This window comes from Methylorubrum rhodesianum, from assembly GCF_014199985.1.
Taxonomy (GTDB): Bacteria; Pseudomonadota; Alphaproteobacteria; order Rhizobiales; family Beijerinckiaceae; genus Methylobacterium; species Methylobacterium rhodesianum.
On the sequence record NZ_JACHOS010000019.1, the window covers coordinates 1 to 25,418 of the forward strand.

Consider the following 25,418-nt stretch of genomic DNA (forward strand, 5'->3'; position numbering starts at 1 on the left):
GGCTGGGTCTGATCGTTGAACTGGCCCGCGGCCGAGGGCTGCTGCGCCAGCGCCCCCGACGGGACCCCCGCTAGGCTCGCCGCAACAAGCGCGCCGGCCGTTCCGATCCTGACGCCGCGGCGGGCCCGCCCCCTCGTCGTCCGTGTCATTCCTTCAGTCATCGTCAGTCCCCAACCCGTCCTCTGCACCGGCTGCCCCACAGGGTTCGTCCCGCTTGTCGTGTCGCGGCCGGCGGCTCCCTCGCGGAGCGATTTTCAGTCGATTGCTTCCTCCGGAAGCGTGGCGGCGGGCGCACCGGGCGCGTCCGCCGCGAGGGGTGCTCAGCTCAGTGGCTGATCATCCAGGGCCGCGCGTTCGGGAAGCTCTTGGCCGCCGCGGGGGCGGCCGCCGTCTTCTTCGGCGAACAGCAGCCGCAGCCGGCCCCATGAGAGCCTGAGCGCCGCGGCTCGTGGCGGCTGCGCTCGTTGGTGGCGTGGGCGGCCTTCAGGCCCGCATCCATGCCGGAGATCCGCGGGGCGGTGAGGAAGGCGCGCTGGCATTCCCCGCCGCAATCCGGGCAGTCATGCGGGTCCTTGAACTGCGCCATCGGGCGCAGCACCGTGAACGGACCACAGCTCTCGCAGGCGTAATCGTAGACCGGCATGATCAGAGGTCCGGCGAGAGCGGCATCTGGACGGAGCCGTCCAGGAATTTCGTCGGCCCGGCCGCGGACGGGTTGATGTCGAAGTCGAAGATGCCGGTCGGAATCCAGAGGGTCGCGCAGGCGTTCGGGATGTCGACGACGCCGGAGATGTGGCCCTGGACCGGGGCGGTGCCGAGGATCGAGTAGGCCTGGGCGCCCGAATAGCCGAACTTCTTCAGGTACTCGATCGCGTTGAGGCAGGCCTGACGGTAGGCGACCGTCACGTCGAGGTAGTGCTGCTTGCCGTACTCGTCGACGGAGACGCCCTCGAAGATCAGGTGATCGTCGTATTTCGGCGTGACGGGCGAGGGCTTGAAGATCGGGTTCTTGATCCCGTACTTGGCCATGCCGTCCTTGATCAGGCTGACCTTGAGATGGACCCAGCCCGCCATCTCGATGGCGCCGCAGAAGGTGATCTCGCCATCGCCCTGGCTGAAATGCAGGTCACCCATGGAGAGGCCGGCGCCGGGCACGTAGACGGGGAAGTAGATCTTCGAGCCGCGCGACAGATCCTTGATGTCGCAATTGCCGCCGTGCTCGCGCCCCGGCACCGTCCGGGCGCCCGTCGCCGCGGCGTTCTCCTTCGCCTCGCCCTTCAGGCGGCCCATATGCGCGGTCGGGCCGAAGGGAAGGGTGGCCAGCGCCGGCACCCGGCTCGGATTGGTGTCGTAGAGCGCTTTTTCGCGGGTGTTCCAGGTCTCCAGCATCTTCGGATCGGGCAGGCAGCCGATCAGGCCGGGATGGATCAGGCCGGGGAAGCGCACGCCGGGCACGTGGCGCGACTTGGTGAACATGCCCTCGAAGTCCCAGATCGACTTCTGGGCCTGAGGGAAGTGCTCGTCGAGGAAGCCGCCGCCGTTGTTCTTCGAGAAGAAGCCGTTGAAGCCCCACTGGCTCTCGGGCTTGGCGCCGATATCGAGCAGATCGACCACGAGCAGGTCGCCGGGCTCGGCGCCCTCGACACCGATCGGGCCGGAGAGGAAGTGCACGATCGACAGGTCGATATCGCGCACGTCGTCGGCGGAATCGTTGTTCTTGATGAAGCCGCCGGTCCAGTCATAGGTCTCGACGATGAAATCGTCGCCGGGCTTCACGGTCGCGACCATCGGAATGTCCGGGTGCCAGCGGTTGTGCACCATGTCGTTGTCGTAGGCCGACTGCGTGAGATCGACCTTGATCAGGGTCTCGGGCATTTCCTTCGCAGCTCCTTTTAGCGTCCAGAATTCGGGCAGCCGTCCCCGTTGCGTGTCCGGCATGAGTCCGGCCGCCCCCGTGGATCGTTGTTGTCGTTCTTCGTTCATCCGGCGCCGGTGAGCGCCGGATCGGGTCGGGCGGGCCGCCGGGGCGCCCCGCCGATGGCTCAGGTCGCGAGCAGCTCCTTCAAAGCCGCATCGAGCACCGCGATGTCGTCGGGCGAGGTGCCGGGGCCGCCCGCGAAGTGGCCCCAATAGGTCTCGACCGTGCGCAGCTCCGCGTTCGGCATGTGCTCGACCTCGATGGCGCTGTCTTCCGGCGGGAAATACAGGTCGGTGGAGGCCGGCATCACGAAGGCCTTGGCCTTGATCGCCCCGAGCGCCTTCTTGAGATCACCGCCGTAGAGGTCGTTGGCGGAGATGTCGCCGTTCTGCCAACTCCAGAGCATGGCGAGCAGGTTGTTGGCGTCCTTTTCGAGCAGCCAGCCCTCCCAGAAGCCGACGAGGAAGTCCTCGAGCGAGGCGTAGCCCATCTGCTTCAGGTCGGCCTCGACCCGGTAGAAGGTCTGCGAGAAGCCCCAGCCGGCATAGACCCGGGCCGCGGCGCGCAGGCCCTTCTGCGGCTGCTCGGCGTAGAAGCCGTCGGCGAAGGCGGCATCCGCCTGGAGCGCGGCCTTGACGCCCTCCAGGAAGACGAAGTTGTGCCGCGAGCACTTGGCCGAGCCCTGGAAGGGCAGGATGCGCTCGACCATGTCGGGGAAGAGCGCGCCCCAGTGGAAGGTCTGGAGCGCCCCCATCGACCAGCCGGTGACGAGCTTGACCCGCTCGATGCCGAACCTCTCCGTCACCAGCCGGTGCTGCTGCACCACGTTGTCGTAGGCCGTGACCTTGGGGAAGCGCGGCCCGTTGAAGGGCGCGGGCGTGTTGCTCGGCGAGGACGACAGCCCGTTGCCGAACATGTTCGGCACGATGATGAAGTACCGCTCCGGATCGAGCGCCTTGCCCGGCCCGATCAGCCACTCGTTCTCGAGATGCGTGCCGGAATACCAGCACGGATAGACGATGACGTTGTCTCGTGCCGCGTTGAGCGTGCCGTAGGTCTTGTAGGCGAGGCGCGCGCCGCGGATCGTCTGCTTCGACTGCAGGACGACGTCACCGAGTTCGAAGATCTCGTAATCGGCCATCGCGAAAAGCCCTCAGACCGAGAGGAAGCGGGCGACCTGCGCCTCGTCGATGTCGGCGCGCAAACTCTCGTGGACGATCGCACCGTTCTCGATCACGAGAACCCGGTCGGCCACATCCATGGCAAAGCTCAGGACCTGCTCCGAGACGACGATCGACAGACCGCGCTCGTCGCGAATCTTCTTCAGCGTACGCCCCATTTCACGAATAATCGAGGGTTGAATGCCCTCGGTCGGCTCATCGAGAAGCAGAACCTTCGGGTTGCTCGCGAGTGCCCGGGCGATGGCGAGCTGCTGCTGCTGGCCGCCGGAGAGATTGCCGCCGCGCCGGCCCTTCATCTCCAGCAGCACCGGGAACATCGTGTAGAGGTCCTGCGGCACCTTGCGCGAGCCGGTGACGGTGAGCCCCGTCTCGATGTTCTCCTGCACCGTCATGGTGGAGAAGATCATCCGGCCCTGCGGCACGTAAGCGAGCCCCTTGGCCACGCGGGTATGGCTCTTCAGGGTGGTGACGTCGGTGCCGTCCACGGTGATCGTGCCCGACTTGGTCGGCACGATGCCCATGAGCGTCTTCATGAGCGTCGACTTGCCCATGCCGTTGCGGCCCATCACGGCGACGATCTCGCCGGGCGCCACGTTGATGTCGATGCCGTGCAGAACCTCGCTCTGGCCGTAGGCCGCGTGGAGGTCGGAGATCGCCAGCATCGGCTGCGCGCCGGTCATGACCGGCGGCACGACGGGGGAGGGAGAGGCGGCGGTCTGGAGCATGATCGATACGCCTTCAGTGGCCCAGATAGACTTCGATGACCTTCGGGTCGTTCTTGACCCGCTCCATCGACCCTTCCGACAGCACCTTGCCCTGGTGGAGCACGGTGACCCGGTGGGCGATGTCCTCGACGAATTTCATGTCGTGCTCGATGACGAGCACCGAGCGGCCCTTGATGATCTGGTTGAGGAGTTCGGCGGTCTTGATGCGCTCGCCGACGCTCATGCCGGCCACCGGCTCGTCGAGCATCAGCAGTTCCGGGTCCTGGATCAGCAGCATGCCGATCTCCAGCCACTGCTTCTGGCCGTGGCTCAGGAACTCGGCGCGCTCGTCGAGCTGGTCCTTGAGGAAGATGGTCTGGGCGATCTCGTGGATGCGGTCGCGTACCTCGGCGTCGCGCTTGAAGGTCAGCGCCCCGAACACCGAGCGCCCGCGGGGGAACGAGATCTCGAGATTCTCGAACACCGTCAGGTCGTCGTAGATCGAGGGCGTCTGGAACTTGCGCCCGACGCCGGCCTGGACGATCGCGCTCTCGGACAGCTTGGTCAATTCCTGGCCCTTGTACTTGATCGAGCCGGAGCTGGCCTTCGTCCGCCCGCAGATCAGGTCGAGCACCGTGGTCTTGCCGGCGCCGTTGGGGCCGATGATGACCCGGATCTCGTCCGGATCGACGTAGAACGAGACGTCGTTGACCGCCTTGAACCCGTCGAAGGAGACGGTGAGGGCCTCGACCGCCAGCAGGAAGTCCTTCTCGTCGGCGGGCGTGCCGATGGGGGCCGGGGAGGGGAGGATGGCCGCGTTCATGGATGTCTCCTCACTCGGCCGGAGTGCCGTGGGGCAGGGCGGGGCTGGCGACGGGGGCCAGACCCTTGGCCTTGCGGAACAGGCGGGGTTCGATGTGCTCGCGCCAGATGCCCGCGAGACCGTTGGGGAAGATCAGCACCACGGCGATGAACAGGCCGCCGAGGCCGAACAGCCAGAGGTCGGGGAAGGACTCGGAGAAGCTCGTCTTGGCCCAGTTGACCAGCAGCGTCCCCCAGACCGCGCCGAAGAGCGAGAGGCGTCCGCCGACGGCGGCGTAGATCACCATCTCGATCGAGGGCACGATGCCCACGAAGGACGGGGACATGAACCCGACCTGCAAGGTGAACATCGCGCCGCCGATCGCCGCGAAGCCGGCCGCGAGGCAGAAGGCGAAGACCTTGAAGCCCGCCACCGAGTAGCCCGAGAACCGGACCCGGTCCTCCTTCTCGCGCATGGCCACGAGGATGCGCCCGAGCTTCGACTTCTTCACGTACTGCGCCATCAGGATGCAGCCGATGAGGAGCCCGCCGTTGACGAAGTAGAGGATGAACTTCGCGTGGTCGGTGCGGATGTCCCACCCGTTGAGCGTGCGCAGGTCGGTGATGCCGTTGATGCCCCCCGTGTAGCCCTGCTGGCCGACGATCAGGATCGTCAGGATCGCGGCGATCGCCTGGGTGATGATGGCGAAGTAGGTACCGCCCACGCGCCGCTTGAACATCGCCACCGAGATGATGAAGGCGAAGGCCACCGGCACCGCGACGACGAGGAGGAGCGTCAGCGGCAGGGAGTGGAAGGGCTGCCAGAACCAGGGGAGCGCGGTGATCTGGTTCCAGTCCATGAAGTCGGGAATGCCCGGCGTCGACTGGATCTTCGTGTTCTCGACGCTGGATGCCTCAAGCTTCAAGTACATCGCCATGCAGTAGCCGCCGAGGCCGAAGAACACGCCCTGGCCCAGCGAGAGGATGCCGGCATAGCCCCAGCAGATGACGAGGCCGAGGGCGACGAAGACGTAGGTGAGGTACTTGCCGACGAGGTTGAGGCGGAAGCCGTCGAGCATGAGCGGCAGGACCACCAGGATCACGCCGGCCAGCAGCAGCAGGCTCACCCACTCGACCGGCTTCATGAAGGGGTTGTCGTTGACGGTGACCGCCTTCGACAGGGACTGAACTGGGCTCGTCATCGGGGCGCGCTCCTCAGCGACGGACCTTGAGGGTGAACAGGCCCTGCGGCCGCAGCATCAGGATCGCCACCACCGCGAGCAGGGTGAGCACCTTGGCCATCGAGCCGGAGAGGAAGAATTCGAGGGTCGACTGGGTCTGCGAGATCGAGAAGGCCGAGGCGATGGTGCCGAGCAGGCTGGCCGCGCCGCCGAAGACCACGATCAGGAAGGTGTCGACGATGTAGAGCTGGCCGGAGGTGGGGCCGGTCGAGCCGATCATGGTGAAGGCCGAGCCGGCGATGCCGGCGATGCCGCAGCCGAGGCCGAAGGTGGTGCGGTCGACCTTCTCAGTATCGATGCCGACGGCGCCCGCCATCGAGCGGTTGCTCATCACCGCGCGGATCTGCGCGCCGAAGCGCGAGCGATAGATCAGCACCGCGACGCCGAGCGTGATGACCGTGGTGACCGCGATCACGAACAGGCCGTTGATCTGGACCTCGATCGAGTCGGTGACGGGGATCGAGCCCATCATCCACGAGGGCAGTTCCACGCCGACCTCGCGTGGGCCGAAGATCGTGCGGTAGGCCTGCTGCAGGATCAGCGAGAGGCCCCAGGTCGCGAGCAAGGTGTCGAGCGGGCGCTTGTAGAGGTGGCGGATCAATGCCCATTCCACCAGCATCCCCATCGCTCCCGATGCGAGGAAGGCCAGTGCCATGGCGACGAAGAAGTAGCCGCCGAAGAGCGAGGGCAGGTAGGTCTGGAAGAAGGTCGAGCAGAGATAGGTGACGTAGGCGCCCAGGATCATGAACTCGCCGTGGGCCATGTTGATGACGCCCATCTGGCCGAAGATGATCGCCAGGCCCAAAGCCATCAGGACGTAGACGGAAAACAGGATCAGACCTGCGAAGCCCTGCATCACGAAGATCGAGCTGAGGTCTGCGAGCGAGTAGTCGCCGAACATGATCGGTGTCCCCGGCGGATTTTTCTGGGAGGGCGCAGCAAGTGTCGGGCCACGCCCGTCATTTCGCGGATGTCCCCTCTCGCGGGGGGAGGGGACCGGAATGTCGCGACTACTGGTAGCCCTTCGGGAAGGGGTTCGGCTCGATCAACTCGGGGCTCTCGTAGACCACCTCGAACTGGCCGGTCGGCAGAGCCTTGGCGACGCGGGTCTTCGACCAGAGGTGATGGTTCGGGTGGATCTTCACGTAGCCTTCCGGCGCCTCCTTGAACTCGATGTCGGGCGAGGCGGCGACCACCTTGTCGACATCGAAGGAGCCGGCCTTCTCCACCGCCATCTTCCACAGGAACGGCCCGAGATAGGCGGCCTGGGTCACGTCACCGATGACGGTCTTGTCGCCCCACATCTTCTTGAAGGCGGAGACGAACCTCTCGTTGTTGGGGTTCTTCAGCGACTGGAAGTACTTCATGCAGGAATAGGCGCCGGCGATGTTGTCGCCGCCGATGCCGTCGATCTCGTCCTCGGTCACCGAGATCGTCAGCAGGGTCTGCTTCGAGAGATCGATGCCGGCCGCCTTGAGCTGCTTGTAGAAGGCGACGTTCGAGCCGCCGACGACGTCGGCGAAGATCACGTCGGGCTTCTTCAGCTTGATCTTGTTGATGACCGAGTTGAACTGCGTGTGACCGAGGGGGAAGTACTCCTCGCCGGCGACCGTGCCCTTGAGCACGTTCTCGATGTGCTTGCGGGCGATCTTGTTCGAGGTGCGCGGCCAGATGTAGTCCGAGCCGACCATGAAGAACGACTTCGCGCCCTTCTCCTTGGCCACCCAGTCGAGGGAGGCGAGGATCTGCTGCGTCGCTTCCTGGCCGGTGTAGATCACGTTCTTGGACTGCTCCAGGCCTTCGTAGAAGGTCGGATAGTAGAGCAGACCGTTATACTGCTCGAACACCGGCAGCGCGGCCTTGCGCGAGGCCGAGGTCCAGCAGCCCATCACCGCGGCGCAGTGATCGTTGACGAGGAGCTTCTTGGCCTTCTCGGCGAAGGTCGGCCAGTCGGAGGCGCCGTCCTCCTGGATCACCTTGATCTTGCGGCCGAGCACGCCGCCCATCTCGTTGATCTGGGCGATGGCGAGCTTCTCGGCCTGGATCGAGCCGGTCTCGGAGATCGCCATCGTGCCGGTGGCCGAGTGCAGGATGCCGACCGTGACCTCGGTATCGGTGACCGCGAGCCCGGTCGTGTTGACGGCCGAAGTCGGAGCGGCGGCGAACGCTCCCCGCGGCATCATCGCCAACGCGGGCAAACCCGCGAGGCCCATGAGAAGCTTGCGCCGCAGGGCCGATTCCAGGCCCTTCCCCTTGTCTTCAGCCATCGTGCCTGAACCCCTGATCTGGCGTCGGCGCGGCTCTGCCGGTCGGCGGCCGTGCTCGGACAGGGTGGAGGCTAGGCTTGATTGTGCGATGCACCCTATACGCTGTTTTGCGTATGTCCGCCGGACAGCCCGGACCGTACCGTGCCGCTCTCGATTCCGTGAGAGCCTCGGGCTAGAGCATCATCCCGAAAGGTGGTTTGCGGCTTTCGGAAAAAGATGATGCAGAAACAGATCCCGAGCGCATCGTGCTGGATCCGATATCCAGCACGATGCGCTCGGGATGTCTGGTGCCGCGCAGTGGCGGACATTGCGCCGGCATCTCCGTTGCAGACCGGTGATCCGCCCATCGTGAGGACGGCCCCCTGAGCGCCCGGTCCATCATCCCGATCCGTCGCGACTACAACCGCTTCGTCGCCGACGAGACCCTGGAAGACTACGCCCTGCGCTTCACCGCCAAGAAGGCGCGGCGCTGGTCGCCCTTCCGCATCGCGCAGACGGCGCTGGGCTCGCTGTCGTTCCTGGCGCTGGAGGCCATCGGCGGCACGCTGGTGCTCGCCACCGGCTTCACCAACACCTTCGCCGCGGTGCTCGCCGTCGGGCTCATCATCTTCGCCACCGCCGCGCCGATCACGATCTACGCCGCCCGCTACGGGGTCGACATCGACCTCCTCACCCGCGGGGCGGGCTTCGGCTATCTCGGCTCGACCATCACCTCGCTGATCTATGCCGGCTTCACCTTCCTGTTCTTCGCCATCGAAGCGGCGATCATGGCGCTGGCGCTGCAGCTCTGCTTCGGCCTGCCGCTGTGGATCGGCTACATCGTCAGCGCGGGGGCGGTGATTCCGCTCGTCATCTACGGCATCCGCCTGATCAGCCGCTTCCAGCTCTGGACCCAGCCGCTCTGGATCGGCCTCAACCTGCTGCCGCTCGTCTGCATCTGGCTCTCGGGGCCGGTGCCGTTCGAGGCCTTCACCGGCTATCCCGGCCTGGAGGCGGCGGGCGCGGGCTTCGACCTGCGCCTGTTCGGGCTCGCCTCCGGCATCCTGCTGGCGCTGCTGGCGCAGGTCGGGGAGCAGGTCGACTTCCTGCGGTTCATGCCGCCGCCTCAAGGCAAGGGCGACTGGCGCTGGTGGACCGGGGTGCTCTCGGCGGGCGCCGGCTGGATCGTGCCGGGCATGCTGAAGATCCTGCTCGGCGCCTTCCTCACCGTTCTGGCGCTCGGCCACGGCATCTCGCCGGAGCGGGCCGCGGAGCCGACGCAGATGTACGCCGTCGCCTTCGGCTACGTCTCGGGCTCGCCCGGTGTCGCGGTGGCGCTCACCGGCCTGTTCGTGGTGATCTCGCAGCTCAAGATCAACGTGACCAACGCCTATGCCGGCTCGATCGCGTGGTCGAACTTCTTCTCGCGCCTCACCCACAGCCATCCGGGGCGGGTGGTCTGGCTCGTGTTCAACGTCGCCATCGCCCTGCTGCTGATGGAACTCGGCATCGACAAGACCATCGAGAGCACCCTGCCGCTCTACGCCTGCGTGGTCTCGGCCTGGGTCGGCGCCCTCGCCGCCGACCTCGCCGTCAACAAGCCGCTCGGCCTGTCGCCGCCAGGCATCGAGTTCAGGCGGGCGCATCTCTACGCCATCAACCCCGTCGGCACGGGGGCGATGGTGCTCTCGCTCATCGCCGGCGGCCTGATCCATGCGGGCCTTCTCGGCGACGCGCTCCAGCCCTTCGCGCCGATGCTGGCGCTGGCCACTGCCTTCGCCGCGGCGCCCGCCATCGCCCTCGCCACGGGGGGCAAGCGCTACCTTGCCCGCGAACCGCGGACCGACTGGGACCGGCCGGAGATCACCTGCCGCGTCTGCGAGCACCCGTTCGAGGCCGAGGACATGGCGCAGTGCCCGGCCTATTCCGGACCGATCTGCTCGCTGTGCTGCTCCCTCGATGCCCGCTGCGGCGACCTGTGCAAGCCGCATGGACGCCTGGAGGCGCAGGCCCGCGAGACGCTGACCCGCGTCCTGCCCGCCCGCACCGCCGCCTGGATCGGCGCCCCGCTCGGCCGCTACCTCGCGCTGATGCTGACCCTGGTCACGGTGATCGGGCTGATCCTCGTCATCGTCCACGCCAGCGCCGCCGCCGGGCATCCGGAGCACACCGAGACGCTGCGCGCCGCGCTCACCAGCCTGTTCTTCATCCTGATCGTCATCCTCGGCGTCGTGGCGTGGCTGTTCGTGCTGGCGCAGGAGAGCCGCCGGGTGGCGCAGGAGGAGACCGCCCGACAGACCGCCCTCTACGAGGCCGAGATCGCCGCCCACAAGGTCACCGACGCCAAGCTGCAGCAGGCCAAGGAGACGGCGGAGGCCGCCAACCTCGCCAAGAGCCGCTACGTGGTCGGCATCAGCCACGAACTGCGCACGCCCCTCAACGCGGTGCTCGGCTACGCGCAGTTGCTGGAAGGCGACCCCAGCATCCCGGAGCCGCGCCGGAACGGGATCCGGGTGATCCGCCGCAGCGCCCAGCACCTCTCCGGGCTGATCGACGGCCTGCTCGATATCTCGCGGATGGAGGCCGGCCGGCTCCAGACCTACCGCAACGAGATCCGGCTCGCCGACTTCCTGACCCAGATCGTCGACATGGTGCGCCTGCAGGCGGAGGGCGCCGGCCTGAGCTTCCGCTTCACCCGGCCCGAGATCCTGCCGGCGGTGGTGGCGACGGACGAGAAGCGCCTGCGCCAGATCCTGCTCAACCTCCTCTCCAACGCCATCAAGTTCACGGCGAAGGGCGAGGTCGCGCTCGAGATGACCTATCGCGGCCAGGTCGCCGTGTTCACGATCCGCGACACCGGGCTCGGCATTCCGGCGGACGATCTCGGCCGGATCTTCGAGCCGTTCGAGCGCGGCTCGATGCCCGCCGCCCGGGCGGCGCCGGGCACCGGGCTCGGGCTCACCATCGCGGGTCTGCTGGCGCAGGTGATGGGCGGCGAGATCACCGTCGAGAGCCGGGTCGGGGAGGGCACCTGCTTCCGGGTGCGGCTGATGCTGGCCTCGGTGAACCGCCCGGCGCCCGCCGCGATACCGGCTCCGGCGGCGGTGGCGCGGCCCGCCCTGGCGGAGCCCGGCCGGACCATCCTCGTCGCCGACGACGACCCGGCCCACCGCGCCCTGATGCGCGAGATCCTGGAGCCGCTCGGCTTCACGGTGGCCGAGGCGTCGGACGGCCCGGCCTGCCTCGTGCTCGCAGGCACGTGCGAACCGGCCCTGATCCTGCTCGACATCGCCATGCCGGGCATGACCGGCTGGGAGGTGGCAAGGACGTTGCGTGAGACCGGCTTCACCGCCCGCATCGCGATGATGTCGGCCAATGTCCACGAGATCAGCCCGAGCCGGGGCGCCGACGCCCCGCACGACGACATCATCGCCAAACCGTTCGACATGCAGGATTTTCTGGAAAGGATCACGGCGCTGCTCGGTACCGCCCGCCCGCTGCCCGCATCCACCGCGGAGCTGCGCCCGATCGTGCGCCCCGAGCGTCCGGCCGGGGCCGCGGAGGGAGCGGGCGGGGAGACGGTGCCGGCGGAGCACATCGCCGCGCTGTTGCGCCTCGGCCGCATCGGCCACGTGCGCGGCATCGAGGCCAAGCTCGCCGAACTGGAGAGCGACACGACCGTGCCGCCCGCCTTCGTCGCGCGGATGCGCGGATTGGTGGCGGCCTACGACATGCGCCGCTACGTCGGCGTGCTGGAGGGACTCGCCCGCGATGCCTGAGGCGCAGCGCGATATCGTCCTCGTCGTCGATGATTCGCCCGATACCCTGAGCTTCCTCACCGAGGCGATCGAACGTTCCGGCGCCACCGTTCTGGTGGCGGTCGGCGGCGACCTCGCCCTCGACCTCGTCGAAGAGATCACCCCCGACATCATCCTGCTCGACGCGGTGATGCCGGGCATGGACGGGTTCGAGACCTGCCGCCGCCTCAAGGCCAAGGGCCGGCTCGCCCACGTGCCCGTCATCTTCATGACCGGACTCTCCGAGACCGAGCACATCGTGAAGGGATTGGGCGCCGGCGGGATCGATTACGTCACGAAGCCGATCGCTCTCGACGAGATTCTAGCGCGCATCCGCGTGCATCTGGCCAATGCGCGCTCGGCCCAGAGCGCGCGGGCCGCGCTCGACACCGCCGGGCGCACGCTGTTCGCGGTCGATGCCGCCGGCTCGGTCCTTTGGTGCACGCCGCAGGCGGCTCAGGTGCTGGCCGCCCTCGGCGGACCGGAACCCCTGGGGCTGCCGCCGAGCGGGCGCGACTGGCTGCAACGCTGCCTCGCCGGCCAGAGCACGGCGCCTTTGGCGCTGACCGATGCGGGAGGCCGCGCCCATTCGCTCAGCTTCATCGGCCGCACCGGTCCCGAGATCCTGCTGAGATTGTCCGGCGATCCCACCGCGGCCGGCCTGGAGCGCCTGCGCGAGCGGCTGCCGATCACCGGCCGCGAGGCGGAGGTGCTGCTCTGGCTCTCCCGCGGCAAGTCGAGCCGTGACATCGGCGAGATTCTGGGATTGAGCCCCCGCACCGTGACGAAGCACCTGGAAGGCATCTACGCCAAGCTCGGCGTCGAGAATCGCACGGCGGCCTCGGCGGTGGCGGCGCGGCATCTGCGTGACTTGGATTGAGCCGCTGCCCCGCGATCGATCGCGCGATGTGAGCAAACGACTTGAGGCATCGCATGCAGGGGTGTACGGCGCAGGCGTCATGCCTTCGCCGCATTCCACGGGGAAGCAGGCCGCCGTCTCGTTCGGGCAGGAACATGCTGCGCCCGAGGCCGCGCACGGCGATCCGGCGCACCGCGCCAGGACGGCCGCGCCTCGGACCGACCGGCCGGACCTGCCATCCCGCGGGGCTGCGGCGGCCCGAGAGAGCACCGCGTCAGATTTTTTGCGCGCAATCCGTTGAAGGGGTCATAACGCCGATGTTCCTTGCCAAGTCTTCCATGGCCAAGCCTTCTGCGCGCCCGCTGCGCGTGGCCGCGTTCCTCGCCATGGCGGGCCTGGGCGCCGGCCTGGGCGGCACCGCGCTCGCTCAGGCGAAGAAGCCGGCCGCTCCGGCACCGACCCCCGCTCCCGCGCAGGCTCAGCCCGCCGCGCCCGCCCAGCAGCAGGCCCAGGGCAACGGCCCGCAGCTCATCAACGTGAAGTCCGAGCCGAGCCAAGCCGATTGGACCAAGGTCTGCGGCAAGGATCAGGGTTCCGGCACCGACGTCTGCTACACCACCCGCGACTTCGTGTCGGATTCCGGCCAGCCGGTGCTGGCGGTCGCGCTCTACGACATGAAGAACGCCTCCACGAAGCAGGAGGTGAAGGTCGTCCGCTTCCTGCTGCCGCTCGGCCTGATGCTGGCCCCCGGCATGCGCTTCGACGTCGACGGCAAGGAAGTGACCGGCGGCAAGTTCGCGGTCTGCTTCCCGAACGGCTGCTTCGCCGAGGCCGGCGGCGTCTCCAACGAGTTGCTGAACGGCTTCAAGAAGGGCACCACGCTCAACGTCCGGGTCCAGAACCAGACCCAGCGCGAGGTGGTGTTCGCGGTGCCGCTCGCCGGCTTCGGCAAGGCCTTCGACGGGCCGGCCATCGACCCGAAGGTTCTCGAGGAGCAGCAGAAGAAGCTCCAGGCCGAGATGGAGAAGCGCAGCGAGGAGATGCGCAAGAAGCTGGAGCAGCAGGGCTCGTCCGGCGCCGCCCCGGCTCCCGCCGCTCCGGCCGCCAACGCCGCGCCGAAGTAAGACGCCCGCGCCAGCTGGTTTCAGGAACGAGCCCCGCCGTGGTCGCCACGGCGGGGCTTTCCTTTGCGCGCGACCGGCAGACCGCCGGTCGGTGCAACCATGGACGTAACTCCGCGTTCAGCATGTCCGAGATCACTCGGGCGGCAACAGTCAACCGGCAAGTTGTCGTTAAGGATGTTTCTCCCGCCTCTCAGTGGGATTGCGTGAGCAACGGTGACGAAACGCACCGCGCAATCCCCCTGCACAAGGTTAGGGGTTATTTAACGGATCGAGGCGGCCACGAAGGAGCCGCAACGGAGTTCAGGCGATGAGCCAGCGCATCGAAGACATCAAGTTCATGGCGACGATGACCTTCGTCACCCTGTTCGGCACCTGCCTGACGGCGCTGGTGGGCTGAAGCCTTTTCGGTCCGGACGCTCCCCTTATGGCCCGGATCCGTTAAGAAGCCGCTTCCCTCTCTCCCCTTCGCGGTCCGCTCCGCGGGGATGTCGCCGGGACCGACCCCGGCCGGAAGCGTGAACCGTGCGACATATCCACGTCATCGGCATCGGGACCGGCAATCCGGAGCACCTGACACTTCAGGGCGTCCGCGCGCTGCGGGCCACCGACGCCGTCTTCGCCCTCGACAAGGGGGACGCCAAGGCCGGGCTGCTCAATCTGCGCCGGCAGATCTGCGACCGCTACATCGAGGGCCGGCCCTACCGCTTCGTCGAGGCGTCCGATCCGGAACGCGACCGCCGTCCCGCGGATTACGGCGCGGCGGTGGACGATTGGCACGCCGCCCGCGCGGCGCTCTACGAGGATCTGATCGTCGAGCATCTGCGCGAGGATGAGCGCGGCGCCTTCCTCGTCTGGGGCGACCCGTCGCTCTACGACAGCACGCTGCGCATCCTCGAGCGGGTGCTCGCCCGCGGGCGCGTCGGCTTCACCCACGACGTCGTCCCCGGCATCACCAGCGTGCAGGCACTCGCCGCCGCTCACCGTATTCCGCTCCACCGCATCGGCGAGCCGGTGCGGATCACCACCGGCCGCCGCCTGCGCAACGGGCTGGACGATGCGCCCGGCGCCACCGTGGTGATGCTCGACGGCGACCCGCGCTTCGAGGGGCTCGACCCGGATCTGACGATCCACTGGGGCGCCTATCTCGGTACGCCGGACGAACGGCTCGTCGCGGGCCGGCTCGGCGACGTCGCAGGGGAAATCCGCCGGGTGCGCGCGGAGGCCCGCGCCCGCCACGGATGGATCATGGACATCTACCTGCTGCTGAAACCGCAGGCCTGAGACCCCGCCCGGCTCGCTCCCGCGCTGCGGCATAGTGTCAGGCCAGGAAAGGGCATCTCCACGCCCTGCGTCTGTCGGAGCGAATTTCTTTGGCTCCCTTCCCTGCGACGACAAGAATGGCCTCCGGCCCTTCTTTCGCCCTGGCAGGGGCCTTGCTTCGCCGTTCCGGCGATGGACATTCCACCGGTCGAACGAGAATCCGGACCATCCTTTGGGGGCGAGATATGGCGGCTGGCTCGCGGCGGGCCGTGCGCGGTGCGGCTTGTGCGTCGATCGGCCTGGCCGGCGCCCTGATCGCCGGATTCCTGTTTCCGGGACAGGATCGGCAGGCGGTTCCGCGCGTAGCCCTCGATCCGGCCGGCATCGGCCTCATCGCCCGCGTCGATGACCCGATCGCTGCACCGGAGGGAGCACCGACCCGGATCCTTCTCGGTCCGGAGGGCCGCGACATACGCCTGTCCGGCGAATTGACCGAAGGGGCGGCCGAGCGCCTCGCCCGGCTCCTCGATGCCCATCGGCGGGTCGAGCGCATCCATCTCACCAGCGAGGGCGGATTGGTCGATGAGGGCGCGGCCATCGGCGCCTTGATCGCGGAACGGGGTCTCGTCACCTACGTGCCGGATTACTGCGTCTCGGCCTGCACCCTGGCCTTCGTGCGCGGACGCGAGCGGCTCGTCCGGGCGGATGCGCGCCTCGGCTTTCACGCGCCCTACGAGACCGACCCGGCCGGTCTCGAGATCGCGGTCGACAGCGCCCCCGAGCGCGCCGCCTATCTCGCCGCCGGGATTCGGGCGGATTTCGTCGACGCCGCCCTCAGGGTCCGCCCGGACGATCTGATGATTCCGGACACCGGCACGCTGGTGCAGGCCGGTGTGGCCAGCGGCATCGCCGATGCCGACCGCTTTCCCGATTCCACCCTCGACGACGGCGCCGACCCGGAGCGGGCCCGTGCCGTGGTTCTGCACGACGTGCCCCTTCTCGATGCCGTGGAGGCGGGCGCTCCGGGAACGATCGCGCCGATCGCGGCGTGGTACCTCGACGGTTACCAACGGGGCCGCCCGGAAGGGCAGGCGGTGGAGGGCGTCCGCCGGATGGCCGCGCAGGCCGTGGGGCGAAGCCTCGCCGACGCGGATCCGGAAACCCTGGTCGAACTCGGCCGGACGATTCTTCAGGCGATACGGCGCTCGAGCCCCGGTCGCGCGGGCATCTGCGCAGCGGCCCGGGAAGGGGCGGGTGCCGTGTTGACCCGGCCGCGCCTCGATCGAACGCAGCTCGCCGCCGGCCGGGCGATCCTGACGCGCGCGCTGGGCTTGCGGGCGGCGGAGGAAGCGCCGGCGCCCGACGCCGCGCTCGGAGGCGATCCGGCGAGGCGGGATACCCTCGAGGCGGCAGCGGGGTCAGCGCCAATCCGGGGACGCGGCTGCTCGGGCCTGCGCAAGGCCTTCGCGGCCGCCCTGTCGCGTCCGACGGGCGAGGCGGCGCAGGCCCTGCATCCGCTTCTGTTCCCCGCAGCACCGACCCGCCCTCGTCCGGCGCTCGAGGCCTCCGCTCTGCCGCCATGACTCTCCCGTCGGAACGGGGCTCCGGTGGTCGCCCCGCTCAATGCACCTGCCGCCCTCCGCTGCCGCGCAGGCGGCGGGCGAGTTCGTGACCGATCTCGACGGCAACCTCGTCGACGAGGCGGGCCAGCGGCGGATTGCGCAGGCCGGCGACCAGCCCCTTCATCGCGGCGGCATGATCGGCGAGGCGATTGGCCTGCCGCTGAGCTTGCCCCCCTTCCGAGCCGGCGGGACGGCGCTCCTCCGTCAGATCGAAGGCGAGCCCCTGCGTCGTGAGCGCGCCCGTTGCGGGATCGCGTCTGCAGCGTCCCATCAGGCGCAGCCAGCGTGTCCCCTCGGGTCCGGGGCGCGTGCGGAACTCCGCCTCGAAGGGGCGGCCATCCTCCCCGGCCGCGCGCAGCACGCTCTCCAGGCGGACAGCGTCCTCGGCCTCCACGGCCGCCAGCGCCCGCGTCAGAGGCGTCCCCGCCGCCGTGCTCTCCGGCACGGACAGCAGGCGGGCCAGGATCGGCGACAGGGCGAGCCGATCGGAGGCCGGATCGTGAGCCCAGGCTCCGAGACAGGCGGAACCGGCGAAAGCGGAGGGCAGGTCAGGTTCAAAAGCCGTCATCTCGGACACCGGCGAATCGTCTTCGGGCACGAACGGCCGCAGCCCGGCGCTCCGTCGCGTACCGGGATTCACCCGAGGCCGGCGGCCGTCGCGGCCACCCGAGCACCGAAACAATCTGAGGTAAATTTCTGCGGCCGTACCAGCCTTAAGTTATGTTAATCCGACTCGGTCGGACCGGTAAAGGCCTCAGGTGGCAAATCCGATAAAAGCCAACCTCAAGTGAACACGCTCCTCGGCGGACGCGCCCGCCTTTAACGGCCGGTTAACTATGTTGGGCGAAATCCGGGATCTGGGCATCCCGGCATCACAGGACCGGACGGCCCGCAGAACGCCGAGAACGGTGGGGGTTGGCCGGCATGAAAGCGATCACGTTCGTCACGCAGAAGGGAGGCAGCGGCAAGAGCACCCTGTGCATCTCGCTCGCGGTCGCCGCGCAGGAAGCCGGACACACGGTCTGCATCCTCGAGATGGACCGGCAGGCCACGATCACCGACTGGCTCGATCACCGCACCGCCGACGGGCCCGAGGTGGCGCAGATCGACGCCACGCAGATCGACCTCGTGATGGAGCGTCTGGCCGAGTCCGCCTACGACTACGTGTTCATCGACACCCCCGGGGTCGATTCGAACGGCACGCTCTCGGCCATCCGCGCCGCGGATCTGTGCATCATCCCGTGCCGGCCGACCCCCGCCGACCTGCGCGCCTTCAAGCCGACGCTCGCCGCCGTCTATCGCCTGGAGAAGAAGTTCGCCTTCGTCCTGAACCAAACCCCGCCGCGCTCCTACCGCATCCGCGACGCCGCCGACGGGCTCGCGGTGCTCGGCATCCTGCCCGACGTCAACATCGTCGCGCGCAACGACCACCAGGACGCCATCGGCGTCGGCCAGGGCGTCACCGAGTTCAATCCGAAGGGTCAGGCCGCCGGCGAGGTGCGCCGCCTGTGGAGCTGGATCGAGCGCCGCATGCAGGCGACGGGACAGCGGCCGGCCAAGGCTGCGGCCGGAGCGATGGGCAAGGACGCGAGAAAGCATGTCAAGGCCGCCTAAGCTCGACCTCGCCTCGATCGTCGCCGCCGCCGGTCCCGTCGGCGCAACACGGAAGGCATCGGCTCGCCCGGCCGCGAAGGCGAACCCGCCCGCGAGCGGGGAGATCGTCCAGCTCGATCTCGCGGCATCGGACGCGTCCGCGGCCCGGGCCGGAACGCTCAAGGAGCGCGCCAAGCAGATGTCGGTCTATCTGGAGCCGCCGGTCTACGACCAGCTGCGGGATCTGGCTTACGCCGAGCGCACGAAGATGCACGCCCTGATGCTCGAAGCGCTCGACCTGCTGTTCAAGCAGCGCGGGGCCCGCTCGATCGAGCAGGTGATGGGCGAGAACCCGCGCTGAGCCGCAGGCGGCGATCGGGCTTCGCCGCGCGAGGCCGTTCGCCTCTCCGAAGCCTTGCGCGAGATGCCCGCCAAGCCGATTGAGTCGACCGGCCTACGGGACACGCCGTTCGGCCTTTTGCCCGGCCCTGAAACGATTTGTGAGACGTCGCTCGCGCGGCGTCTCCACACCTGTGCCCGCCGACACACCGTTCAGCCTTCCTTTACCGCGTCTGGACGATCCTCTGGGGACGGCCGGGCGTCTTCCGGCCTTGAGCGTAGCGTGATCCCCTGAGACCCAGCTTTCCGCGGTCTCGAGGGAACCTGTGGCGTAGGCGGGGAGCGGGCGGGCGACATGACCCATGTCATGCCACGGGATTTGGCGCGGGGCAGGAAGACTCCGGAGGATCCGGCGCAAGGCGCGCGGCCGGTCCTCAGACCGGCCCTGCAGCTCCTGGCGGTCTGTGCGGTCGCGCTGACCACCGCCAACTGTGCCAACAATCCGGCCAAGCTCGCGGGCGGTGCGTCCTCGTCGGGCAACGGCATCGATCCGAAATACGGCGTGAAGGCGAGCCGCCGCCTCTACAACGAGGGCGACGTGATCCCGAAGGGTGGCGGCCGGCGCTTCTCGGGCAAACCCTACGTGGTGGCGGGCAAGACCTACGTGCCCCGCGAGGACGCCCGCGGCTATGTGCGCGAGGGTCTAGCCTCCTGGTACGGCAGCGCCTTCCACGGCCGCGTCACCGCCAATGGCGAGGTCTTCGACCGCCACTCCATCGCCGCCGCGCACCCCACCCTGCCGCTGCCGAGCTATGTCCGGGTGACGAACCTCGACAACGGCCACTCGATGATCCTGCGCGTCAACGACCGCGGCCCCTATCATGCCGGCCGCCTGATGGACGTGTCGGAGGAGGCGGCCCGCGCGCTCGACTTCCACCGCCGGGGCACGGCGCGGGTGCGCGTCGAATATGCCGGGAAGGCCTCGATCGCCGGCAGCGACGACCGCAAGCTGCTTGCGACCCTGCGCACTGACGGAAGCCCCGCCGCGATCGGACGGGCGCCGGTGATGATGGCCGATCTCGGCCCCTCCGAGCCCGATCCTGCGCCCGAGCGGCTCGAACGCGCCTCCCGCGCGCTCGCCTTCCGCCCGGCGGGCGAGCGCGACGACGAGGCACCGGAGACGGCGAGCCCCGCCGCGCGTCCGAGCCGGCCGGCGCCGGTCGTTCTGGCGAGCGCCGCGGTCGCCGTCCCGGCGGCCCTGCAACCGACCGCCGCCCGCGCCGCTCCGTTCCGCCCGGGTCCGGTAGTCCTCGCCGCCGCCCCCGCGCAGGCCGCCCCCGCCAAGCCGACCGAGTCACGCCGCATGGTGGCCGAGGCCGGCCGTTCCGCCCCGCCGGCTCCCGGCCGGCACAAGGACGCCCCCGTTCCGGCGACGTTGACGCGCCTGGCCGCCGCGCCGGCCAAGGACACCGCCGTCCCGGTCCGAACGGCGCAGGCGCCGATCAAGCCGGCCGCGATGAAGGCCGCGCCGGTTCAGCAGGTGGCCGCCGGTGCTCCCAAAGGCGCGCTCAAGCCTGCCGGCCGGACCATGGCCGCCGAGCCTGCCCCGCGCATGGCTGCGATGCCCGCCACCTCGAAACAGGCGATCGCCAAGCTCGCCGGCGCCACTCCGGCGGCGGGCGCGAAATCCGCGGCCAAACCTTCCGGGAAGACGGCCGTCGCCCAAGGTCCCGGCTCATCGGGCGGCAAGCCGAAGCGCTCGCAGGTGGCGGCGGCGAACTGACGGCGCGACATGCGAGCCGGCGTCCGAAGGCGGTGGCTCGATCCGACGCGCCTACTCGGCCTTGGCGTTCACATCGAGCTTGTCGAGCACCGCTGCCGGGGTCGGAGCGGTGCTGACATCGACCATGCCGAGGCCCTCACCGTTCTTCGCCTTGGCGCTGATCGAGAGGGTGCCGGGCCGGGCCACGAACTTGCCCATCGCCGCGCCGATCGCCTTAGCGGCGGCCGAGTTGCCGAGGATCACCGGCACGCCGATCACGCTCGCCGTGACGTATTCCTTGCGCAGCTCGTCGGGCTTGAGGCTCAGCACCTTCGCCTGGGCGTCGATGAAGCGCTCGAACAGGCCACCATTCTCCAGGGTGAGGTCGAGCGCCTTGGCGGTGGCCGAGAGCATGGCGAAGCCCGAGACCGCCGCATCCGGATCGAACACTTCGGGGCCGATGCCGCCGAGCGTGGCGTTGAGGTGGAGGCGGCCCATATCCTTGCCGGAGAGCGACAGCTCCCGGAAGCTCAGTTCGCGCTTCTCGCCGTTCCAGGCGGTATCGGCCGTGGCATCGAGATCGAGGTCGCGGTAGCCGTAGAGGCCGAGCGAGCCGAGACCGGGAACGCCCTCGACGGCGGAGGCCGGCATGGTGAGGCCGGTCAGGCTGAAGCGGGTCTGGGTCGGCACGCCGTCCTGCGGCGGCCCGAAGCTCATGCTGGCACCGCGCAGGCCGATCCGGATCGGCGGCAGCGGAACGAGCTTCGCGGCCTTGAGCGGATCGCCCGAGGCGACCGGCCCTGGCACCATCCCGGCCTGCGCCAGATCGAGCCCGAGATCGGACAGCGTCAGCGTGCCGATGACCGGCGTCAGGCGGCGCAGCTCCGCCTCCTGCTGGTCCGGCACCGGAGCGGCTCCCTTCGCCGGATTCGCGCCGGCGGGCAGCGGCGCCTGAGCGAGGCGGCGCAGGGCGGCGATGGTCGGCTCCAGGGAGAATCCGGTGAGGCTGAGGCGCCCGACCTTCCCCTGCGCCTCCTTCGCGCCGAAGCCGATCTCGGCAAGCGTGACGCCGGCCTCGGCGCCCCCGGCATAGCTGATGCGGCCGATGGTGAAGGAGAGCGGATCCTCGCCCTTCACCTCCTTCACGGTCAGGTCCGTCGCCTCCAGGCTGCCGACCGAGACCGATTCGGCGAGATCCGCGAGCAGGCCGGCGGCGCGGGCGCGCTTGGCCCGGTCGTCCTCGGCGAGGCCGCCGTCGCCCAGAGCCTCCACGGCGCCGCGCCAGGTCGCCGGGGTCTGGCGTCCGGAGAGGTCGCGGCCGGTGAGGCGGGCGATCGACACCGTGGTGCCGCGCTCGTCGATGAAGGCGATGGTCTCGACGGCCAGCGACGCGTAGAGGCGCTGGAACGGGCTGCCGGCGGTTCCGGCCTCGCTGTAGAGGCGCGCCAGCGCGGTGAGATCGACCTCCTCGGCGCGGATCCGGCCGTAGCTGCCGCTGCCGGCCTGCGGCGCGCCCTCGACGGAGAGCGTCGCGCCGGCCGCGGTCAGTTCGCTGATACGCCCCGCCCGGATCGTGCGCGCCGCCACGTCGCGGTAGGTCACGACCTGCCGCTTCTCGCCGTCCCGACGCTCGACCCGCAATTCCGGCATGGTGAGGCTGCCGGCGTCGAGGCGCTGCAGCCGGGCCGGCCACGCATCCTTGGCCGGCTCCTTCGCATCCTTGGAATCGGCCTTGAGGATCGCGAGCAGGTCGTCACGGGAGAGGCGCGTCCCGCTCACCGTGACCTTCGGCGCGGTGACGAGCGTGTCGCCGAAGGCGAGGCTCACATTGTCGAGGACGAGATCCTGAACCGCGGAGGCCGCCTCCTGCGCGGCGGCCGGCGCCGACGGCGCGGGCCCGGCCAGCAGCGCCACCGCGCAGGCCGAGGCGAGCAGTGCCCGCATGAGAACGGGACGGCGCGTCGATGACATCATGGCTGGATCGGATCGCAGGCTGGCGGGTGATCGGGGGTGGGCCGTGAGCCCACCATCCCTGCCGGTTTTCCACAGGCGTGGCAATTGCGCCCGCGCCACGGAGCAGACGCTTCGCCTCCGGTGTTCGAGCCCGGCCCCTCAGATCGCGAAGGAGGTGCCGCAACCGCAGGAGGCGGTGGCGAGCGGGTTCTCGATCTTGAAGGACTGGCCGATGAGATCGTTGACGAAATCGATGGTCGCGCCGCCCATATATTCGAGCGAAACGGGGTCGACGAGCACGGTGGCGCCGTCGCGCTCGATCACGATGTCGTCGCCCTCGCGGGCGCTGGTGATGTCGAAGGCGTAGGAGAAACCCGAGCAGCCGCCGCCGTTGACGCTGATGCGCAGCGACGAGCCGGGGGGCTCGGAGCCCATGATCTCGTTGATGCGCTTGGCGGCGCGGGCGGTGAGGATGATATCGGCCATCGTGGTGCGGCCCCGTTTGGTGAACCGGTGTCGTGCGGGTCGGGCGCCCGGCGATTGCCGCGGGCGCCACCCCACACAAGATATGGGGCGCGAGGGCCGGCCGCAACGCGGCCAGGAAGGGGACGGGCTGTGCAGGTGCGGCAGAACGGCGAGCGCTGGCGGGCGCCCTACGCCACCGATCCGGCGGCGACCCGCGGGCGTCTGATTCCCGAGGCGTTCTCGCCGACACGCAGCGACTTCCAGCGCGACCGCGACCGGATCATCCACTCCACCGCCTTCCGGCGGCTGAAGCACAAGACGCAGGTCTTCGTCCATCACGAGGGCGACCATTACCGCACCCGGCTCACCCACAGCCTGGAGGTCAGCCAGATCGCCCGGGCGCTCGCCCGCGCGCTCGGCCTCGACGAGGATCTCGCGGAGGCGCTGGCGCTCAGCCACGACCTCGGCCACACCTGCTTCGGCCATACCGGCGAGGACGCGCTCCACGCCTGCATGGCCGCTTACGGCGGCTTCGACCACAACGCCCAGGCGCTGCGCATCGTCACCCGGCTGGAGCGGCGCTACGCCGGTTTCGACGGGCTCAACCTGACCTGGGAGACGCTGGAGGGCCTGGTCAAGCACAACGGCCCGCTCCTCGACGCGTCGGGCGCGCCGGTCCCGCGCTATGCCACTGAGGGCATCCCGGCGGCGGTGCTCGAATACAACGCCAGCAACGACCTCGAACTGTCGCGTTTCGCCGGCCCGGAGGCTCAGGCGGCCGCACTGGCCGACGACATCGCCTACGACGCCCACGACCTCGATGACGGGCTGCGAGCCGGGCTGTTCGACCTCGCCGACCTTGCTGCCGTGCCGTTCCTGAACGGGCTCCTCGCGGAAATCGACGCCCTGCATCCGGGCCTGGAGCCATCGCGAAAAATTCACGAGCTGGCGCGGCGTGTCATCACCCGCTTCGTGGAGGACGTGATCCGCGAGGGAGAGGCGCGCATCGCCGCCCTGGCGCCGGCGAGCGTCGGCGACATCCGCGCCGCGTCCGAACCCGTGATCGCCTTCTCGCCCGCCATCGCGACGGCGGATGCCGACATCAAGCGCTTCCTGTTCGCGCGGATGTACCGCCATCCCGAGGTGATGGCCGTGCGGGCCAAGGCCGCGACCATCGTCGACGACCTGTTCTCGGCCTTCCGCGCCGATCCGGCGCGGATGCCCGCCGAGTGGTCGGAGGGGCTGGAGGGTGCGGGCGAGGCGCGCGTCGCTCGGCGCATCGCCGACTACATCGCCGGCATGACCGACACCTACGCGGTGCTGGAGCACGGACGCCTGTTTCCGGCGACGCCCGACCTGCACTGGAGCCCGCCGAGCCGAGGCCTGCCGCTGACGGAGCCGTGAGGCGCCGACGGCGGCAGACTCCAGGGTTTCAGTAGCAAACGCAGTTCGAACCGTAGCCAGTGTTGTAGACCGGGGCGTAGCCCGTGGTGACCGGCGCGTAGCCGTAGCTGTAGCCGTAGGTGGGCGCCGCGTACCCGCCGTAACCGTACCCGCCAGCCAGCGCGCCGCCGGCCAGTCCGAGGCCCAGCCCGAGCCCGGCGCCGGCGAGGCCGATTCCGGCTCCCGCGAGACCCGGTCCGACACCCCGGCCGTAGCCGCGGCCGTAGACGCCGCGCGCGGCGTAGCCGCGATAGCCGTAGCCGCCCCGGAAACCGTAACCACGGTGCCCATAGCCGCCGCGATACCTGCCGAAGCGGCCGGCATATCCGAGACGTGCGCCGTAGCCGTGATGGCCGTAGCCGCCATGGTGACGGCCGCCGCCGACATAACCACCTTGACCGCCGAAATCGCGGGCCTCGCCCGTTGCGGGCAGGAGGATCAGGGCGGCAACAGCCGTGGCGGTAAGGGCAAAGGACTTCATCGGGCCGTCTCCGTGGAGGATCTCACCCGCGACAACGCCGCCTTCGCGCCTTGCGTGCAACGCTGCATTCTACCGAGACGACGCCTTGTCCCCGCGCGAACGACGCCGCGGGACCCGACGACGACAGCCTGCGGAGGACCGATTGAGCCCCGAACACCGAGCCCCGCGCGAGAGCCGCACCGCCTATCCCCGGCTCGTGCCGCTGACGACGCGCTGGGGCGACAACGACGTCTACGGGCACGTCAACAACGTCGTCTACTACGCCTTCTTCGACACGGCGGTGAACGGGATCCTGGTGGAGGCGGGCGCCCTCGACATCGCCCGCTCGCCCGTCATCGGCCTCGTGGTCGAGACGGGCTGCCACTACTTCGCGCCGGTCTCCTTCCCAGACCGGATCACCGCGGGGATGCGGGTAGCCCGTCTCGGCCGCACCAGCGTGCGCTACGAGATCGCGATCTTTCGCGACGACGAGGCCGAGGCTGCCGCCCAGGGACACTTCGTCCACGTCACCGTCGACCGGGAGACCCGGCGGCCGGCGCCGCTGCCGGAGCGGCTGCGGGCGGTGCTGGCGGAACTCGCGCCCGGCGGAGCCGAGGCGCCGTGACACTCCCGCCCGCCGTTGCTATGCC

Annotated in this window: 22 protein-coding genes; 10 read left to right on the forward strand and 12 right to left on the reverse strand. The window is 69.2% G+C overall.

Translation table 11 applies throughout. From position 1 onward, the window contains the following. Window positions 1–325: 325 nt before the first annotated feature. The 8 genes from HNR01_RS22545 to urtA form a co-directional block, all read right to left on the reverse strand. On the reverse strand, window positions 326–643 hold the full coding sequence (locus HNR01_RS22545) for an FmdB family zinc ribbon protein (protein ID WP_183669965.1): 318 nt from the start codon (window positions 641–643) through the stop codon (window positions 326–328). Between the two features lie 2 nt (window positions 644–645). Beyond that, on the reverse strand, window positions 646–1,875 hold the full coding sequence (gene fmdA, locus HNR01_RS22550; RefSeq protein WP_096486246.1) for a formamidase: 1,230 nt from the start codon (window positions 1,873–1,875) through the stop codon (window positions 646–648). Window positions 1,876–2,042: 167 nt separating this feature from the next. Beyond that, window positions 2,043–3,059, reverse strand: a complete 1,017-nt coding sequence (locus HNR01_RS22555) for an alpha/beta fold hydrolase (RefSeq protein ID WP_183669966.1) — start codon at window positions 3,057–3,059, stop codon at window positions 2,043–2,045. 12 nt (window positions 3,060–3,071) lie between these two features. Further along, a complete protein-coding gene (urtE, locus tag HNR01_RS22560) occupies window positions 3,072–3,761 on the reverse strand; it encodes an urea ABC transporter ATP-binding subunit UrtE (protein WP_096487909.1) in 690 nt (229 codons plus the stop codon). A 76-nt stretch (window positions 3,762–3,837) separates the two neighbouring features. Further along, window positions 3,838–4,626: an urea ABC transporter ATP-binding protein UrtD gene (gene urtD / locus HNR01_RS22565; RefSeq protein WP_183669967.1), complete on the reverse strand. Its 789-nt coding sequence runs from the start codon at window positions 4,624–4,626 to the stop codon at window positions 3,838–3,840. Window positions 4,627–4,636: 10 nt separating this feature from the next. Continuing rightward, window positions 4,637–5,806 carry an urea ABC transporter permease subunit UrtC gene (urtC, locus tag HNR01_RS22570; protein ID WP_183669968.1) on the reverse strand — a complete coding sequence of 390 codons (1,170 nt, stop codon included), beginning with the start codon at window positions 5,804–5,806 and terminating at the stop codon, window positions 4,637–4,639. A gap of 13 nt (window positions 5,807–5,819) precedes the next feature. Next, complete coding sequence (urtB, locus tag HNR01_RS22575; protein ID WP_012455436.1) at window positions 5,820–6,746, reverse strand: urea ABC transporter permease subunit UrtB; 927 nt, start codon at window positions 6,744–6,746, stop codon at window positions 5,820–5,822. A gap of 109 nt (window positions 6,747–6,855) precedes the next feature. Further along, window positions 6,856–8,112 (reverse strand): urea ABC transporter substrate-binding protein, encoded by a 1,257-nt coding sequence (urtA, locus tag HNR01_RS22580; protein WP_183669972.1) that lies wholly within the window; start codon window positions 8,110–8,112, stop codon window positions 6,856–6,858. Window positions 8,113–8,660: 548 nt separating this feature from the next. On the opposite strand from urtA, the gene HNR01_RS22585 reads away from it, so the two are divergent. From HNR01_RS22585 to HNR01_RS22605, 5 genes are all read left to right on the forward strand, one after another. Further along, window positions 8,661–11,870, forward strand: a complete 3,210-nt coding sequence (locus tag HNR01_RS22585) for an ATP-binding protein (RefSeq protein WP_183669974.1) — start codon at window positions 8,661–8,663, stop codon at window positions 11,868–11,870. After that, entirely contained in the window at window positions 11,863–12,768 is a 906-nt protein-coding gene (locus HNR01_RS22590; RefSeq protein ID WP_183669975.1) for a response regulator transcription factor, read from the forward strand. The genes HNR01_RS22585 and HNR01_RS22590 overlap by 8 nt, the downstream gene beginning before the upstream one ends. A 296-nt stretch (window positions 12,769–13,064) precedes the next feature. Further along, entirely contained in the window at window positions 13,065–13,871 is an 807-nt protein-coding gene (locus HNR01_RS22595) for an invasion associated locus B family protein (RefSeq protein ID WP_153875501.1), read from the forward strand. A 522-nt stretch (window positions 13,872–14,393) separates the two neighbouring features. Then, window positions 14,394–15,152 carry a precorrin-6A synthase (deacetylating) gene (gene cobF, locus HNR01_RS22600; RefSeq protein WP_183669977.1) on the forward strand — a complete coding sequence of 253 codons (759 nt, stop codon included), beginning with the start codon at window positions 14,394–14,396 and terminating at the stop codon, window positions 15,150–15,152. 224 nt (window positions 15,153–15,376) lie between these two features. Then, window positions 15,377–16,714, forward strand: coding sequence for a COG3904 family protein (locus HNR01_RS22605; RefSeq protein WP_183669979.1), 1,338 nt, complete (start codon window positions 15,377–15,379; stop codon window positions 16,712–16,714). Window positions 16,715–16,751: 37 nt separating this feature from the next. On the opposite strand, the gene HNR01_RS22610 is transcribed toward HNR01_RS22605, so the two are convergent. Next, window positions 16,752–17,321 (reverse strand): hypothetical protein, encoded by a 570-nt coding sequence (locus HNR01_RS22610; RefSeq protein ID WP_026105837.1) that lies wholly within the window; start codon window positions 17,319–17,321, stop codon window positions 16,752–16,754. Window positions 17,322–17,677: 356 nt separating this feature from the next. Here HNR01_RS22610 and HNR01_RS22615 point away from each other — a divergent pair, with 356 nt between their 5' ends. From HNR01_RS22615 to HNR01_RS22625, 3 genes are all read left to right on the forward strand, one after another. Next, complete coding sequence (locus HNR01_RS22615; protein WP_026105838.1) at window positions 17,678–18,367, forward strand: division plane positioning ATPase MipZ; 690 nt, start codon at window positions 17,678–17,680, stop codon at window positions 18,365–18,367. Beyond that, a complete protein-coding gene (locus HNR01_RS22620; protein ID WP_183669981.1) occupies window positions 18,351–18,707 on the forward strand; it encodes a ribbon-helix-helix domain-containing protein in 357 nt (118 codons plus the stop codon). The genes HNR01_RS22615 and HNR01_RS22620 overlap by 17 nt, the downstream gene beginning before the upstream one ends. Window positions 18,708–19,040: 333 nt before the next feature. Beyond that, a complete protein-coding gene (locus HNR01_RS22625; RefSeq protein ID WP_183669983.1) occupies window positions 19,041–20,468 on the forward strand; it encodes a septal ring lytic transglycosylase RlpA family protein in 1,428 nt (475 codons plus the stop codon). Window positions 20,469–20,519: 51 nt separating this feature from the next. Here HNR01_RS22625 and HNR01_RS22630 read toward each other — a convergent pair whose 3' ends face one another. Beyond that, a complete protein-coding gene (locus HNR01_RS22630) occupies window positions 20,520–22,421 on the reverse strand; it encodes an aq_1923 C-terminal domain (protein WP_183669985.1) in 1,902 nt (633 codons plus the stop codon). Between the two features lie 138 nt (window positions 22,422–22,559). After that, window positions 22,560–22,886 carry a HesB/IscA family protein gene (locus tag HNR01_RS22635; RefSeq protein ID WP_017486589.1) on the reverse strand — a complete coding sequence of 109 codons (327 nt, stop codon included), beginning with the start codon at window positions 22,884–22,886 and terminating at the stop codon, window positions 22,560–22,562. Window positions 22,887–23,015: 129 nt separating this feature from the next. Here HNR01_RS22635 and HNR01_RS22640 point away from each other — a divergent pair, with 129 nt between their 5' ends. After that, the gene (locus tag HNR01_RS22640) at window positions 23,016–24,269 is read left to right on the forward strand and encodes a deoxyguanosinetriphosphate triphosphohydrolase (protein ID WP_183669986.1); all 1,254 of its coding nucleotides are present in this window, start codon (window positions 23,016–23,018) and stop codon (window positions 24,267–24,269) included. A gap of 28 nt (window positions 24,270–24,297) precedes the next feature. On the opposite strand, the gene HNR01_RS22645 is transcribed toward HNR01_RS22640, so the two are convergent. Then, window positions 24,298–24,789: a hypothetical protein gene (locus HNR01_RS22645; RefSeq protein WP_183669988.1), complete on the reverse strand. Its 492-nt coding sequence runs from the start codon at window positions 24,787–24,789 to the stop codon at window positions 24,298–24,300. Between the two features lie 142 nt (window positions 24,790–24,931). Between HNR01_RS22645 and HNR01_RS22650 the strand changes: the two genes are divergently transcribed. Further along, window positions 24,932–25,393, forward strand: coding sequence for an acyl-CoA thioesterase (locus tag HNR01_RS22650; protein WP_183669990.1), 462 nt, complete (start codon window positions 24,932–24,934; stop codon window positions 25,391–25,393). The last annotated feature ends 25 nt before the right edge of the window (window positions 25,394–25,418 follow it).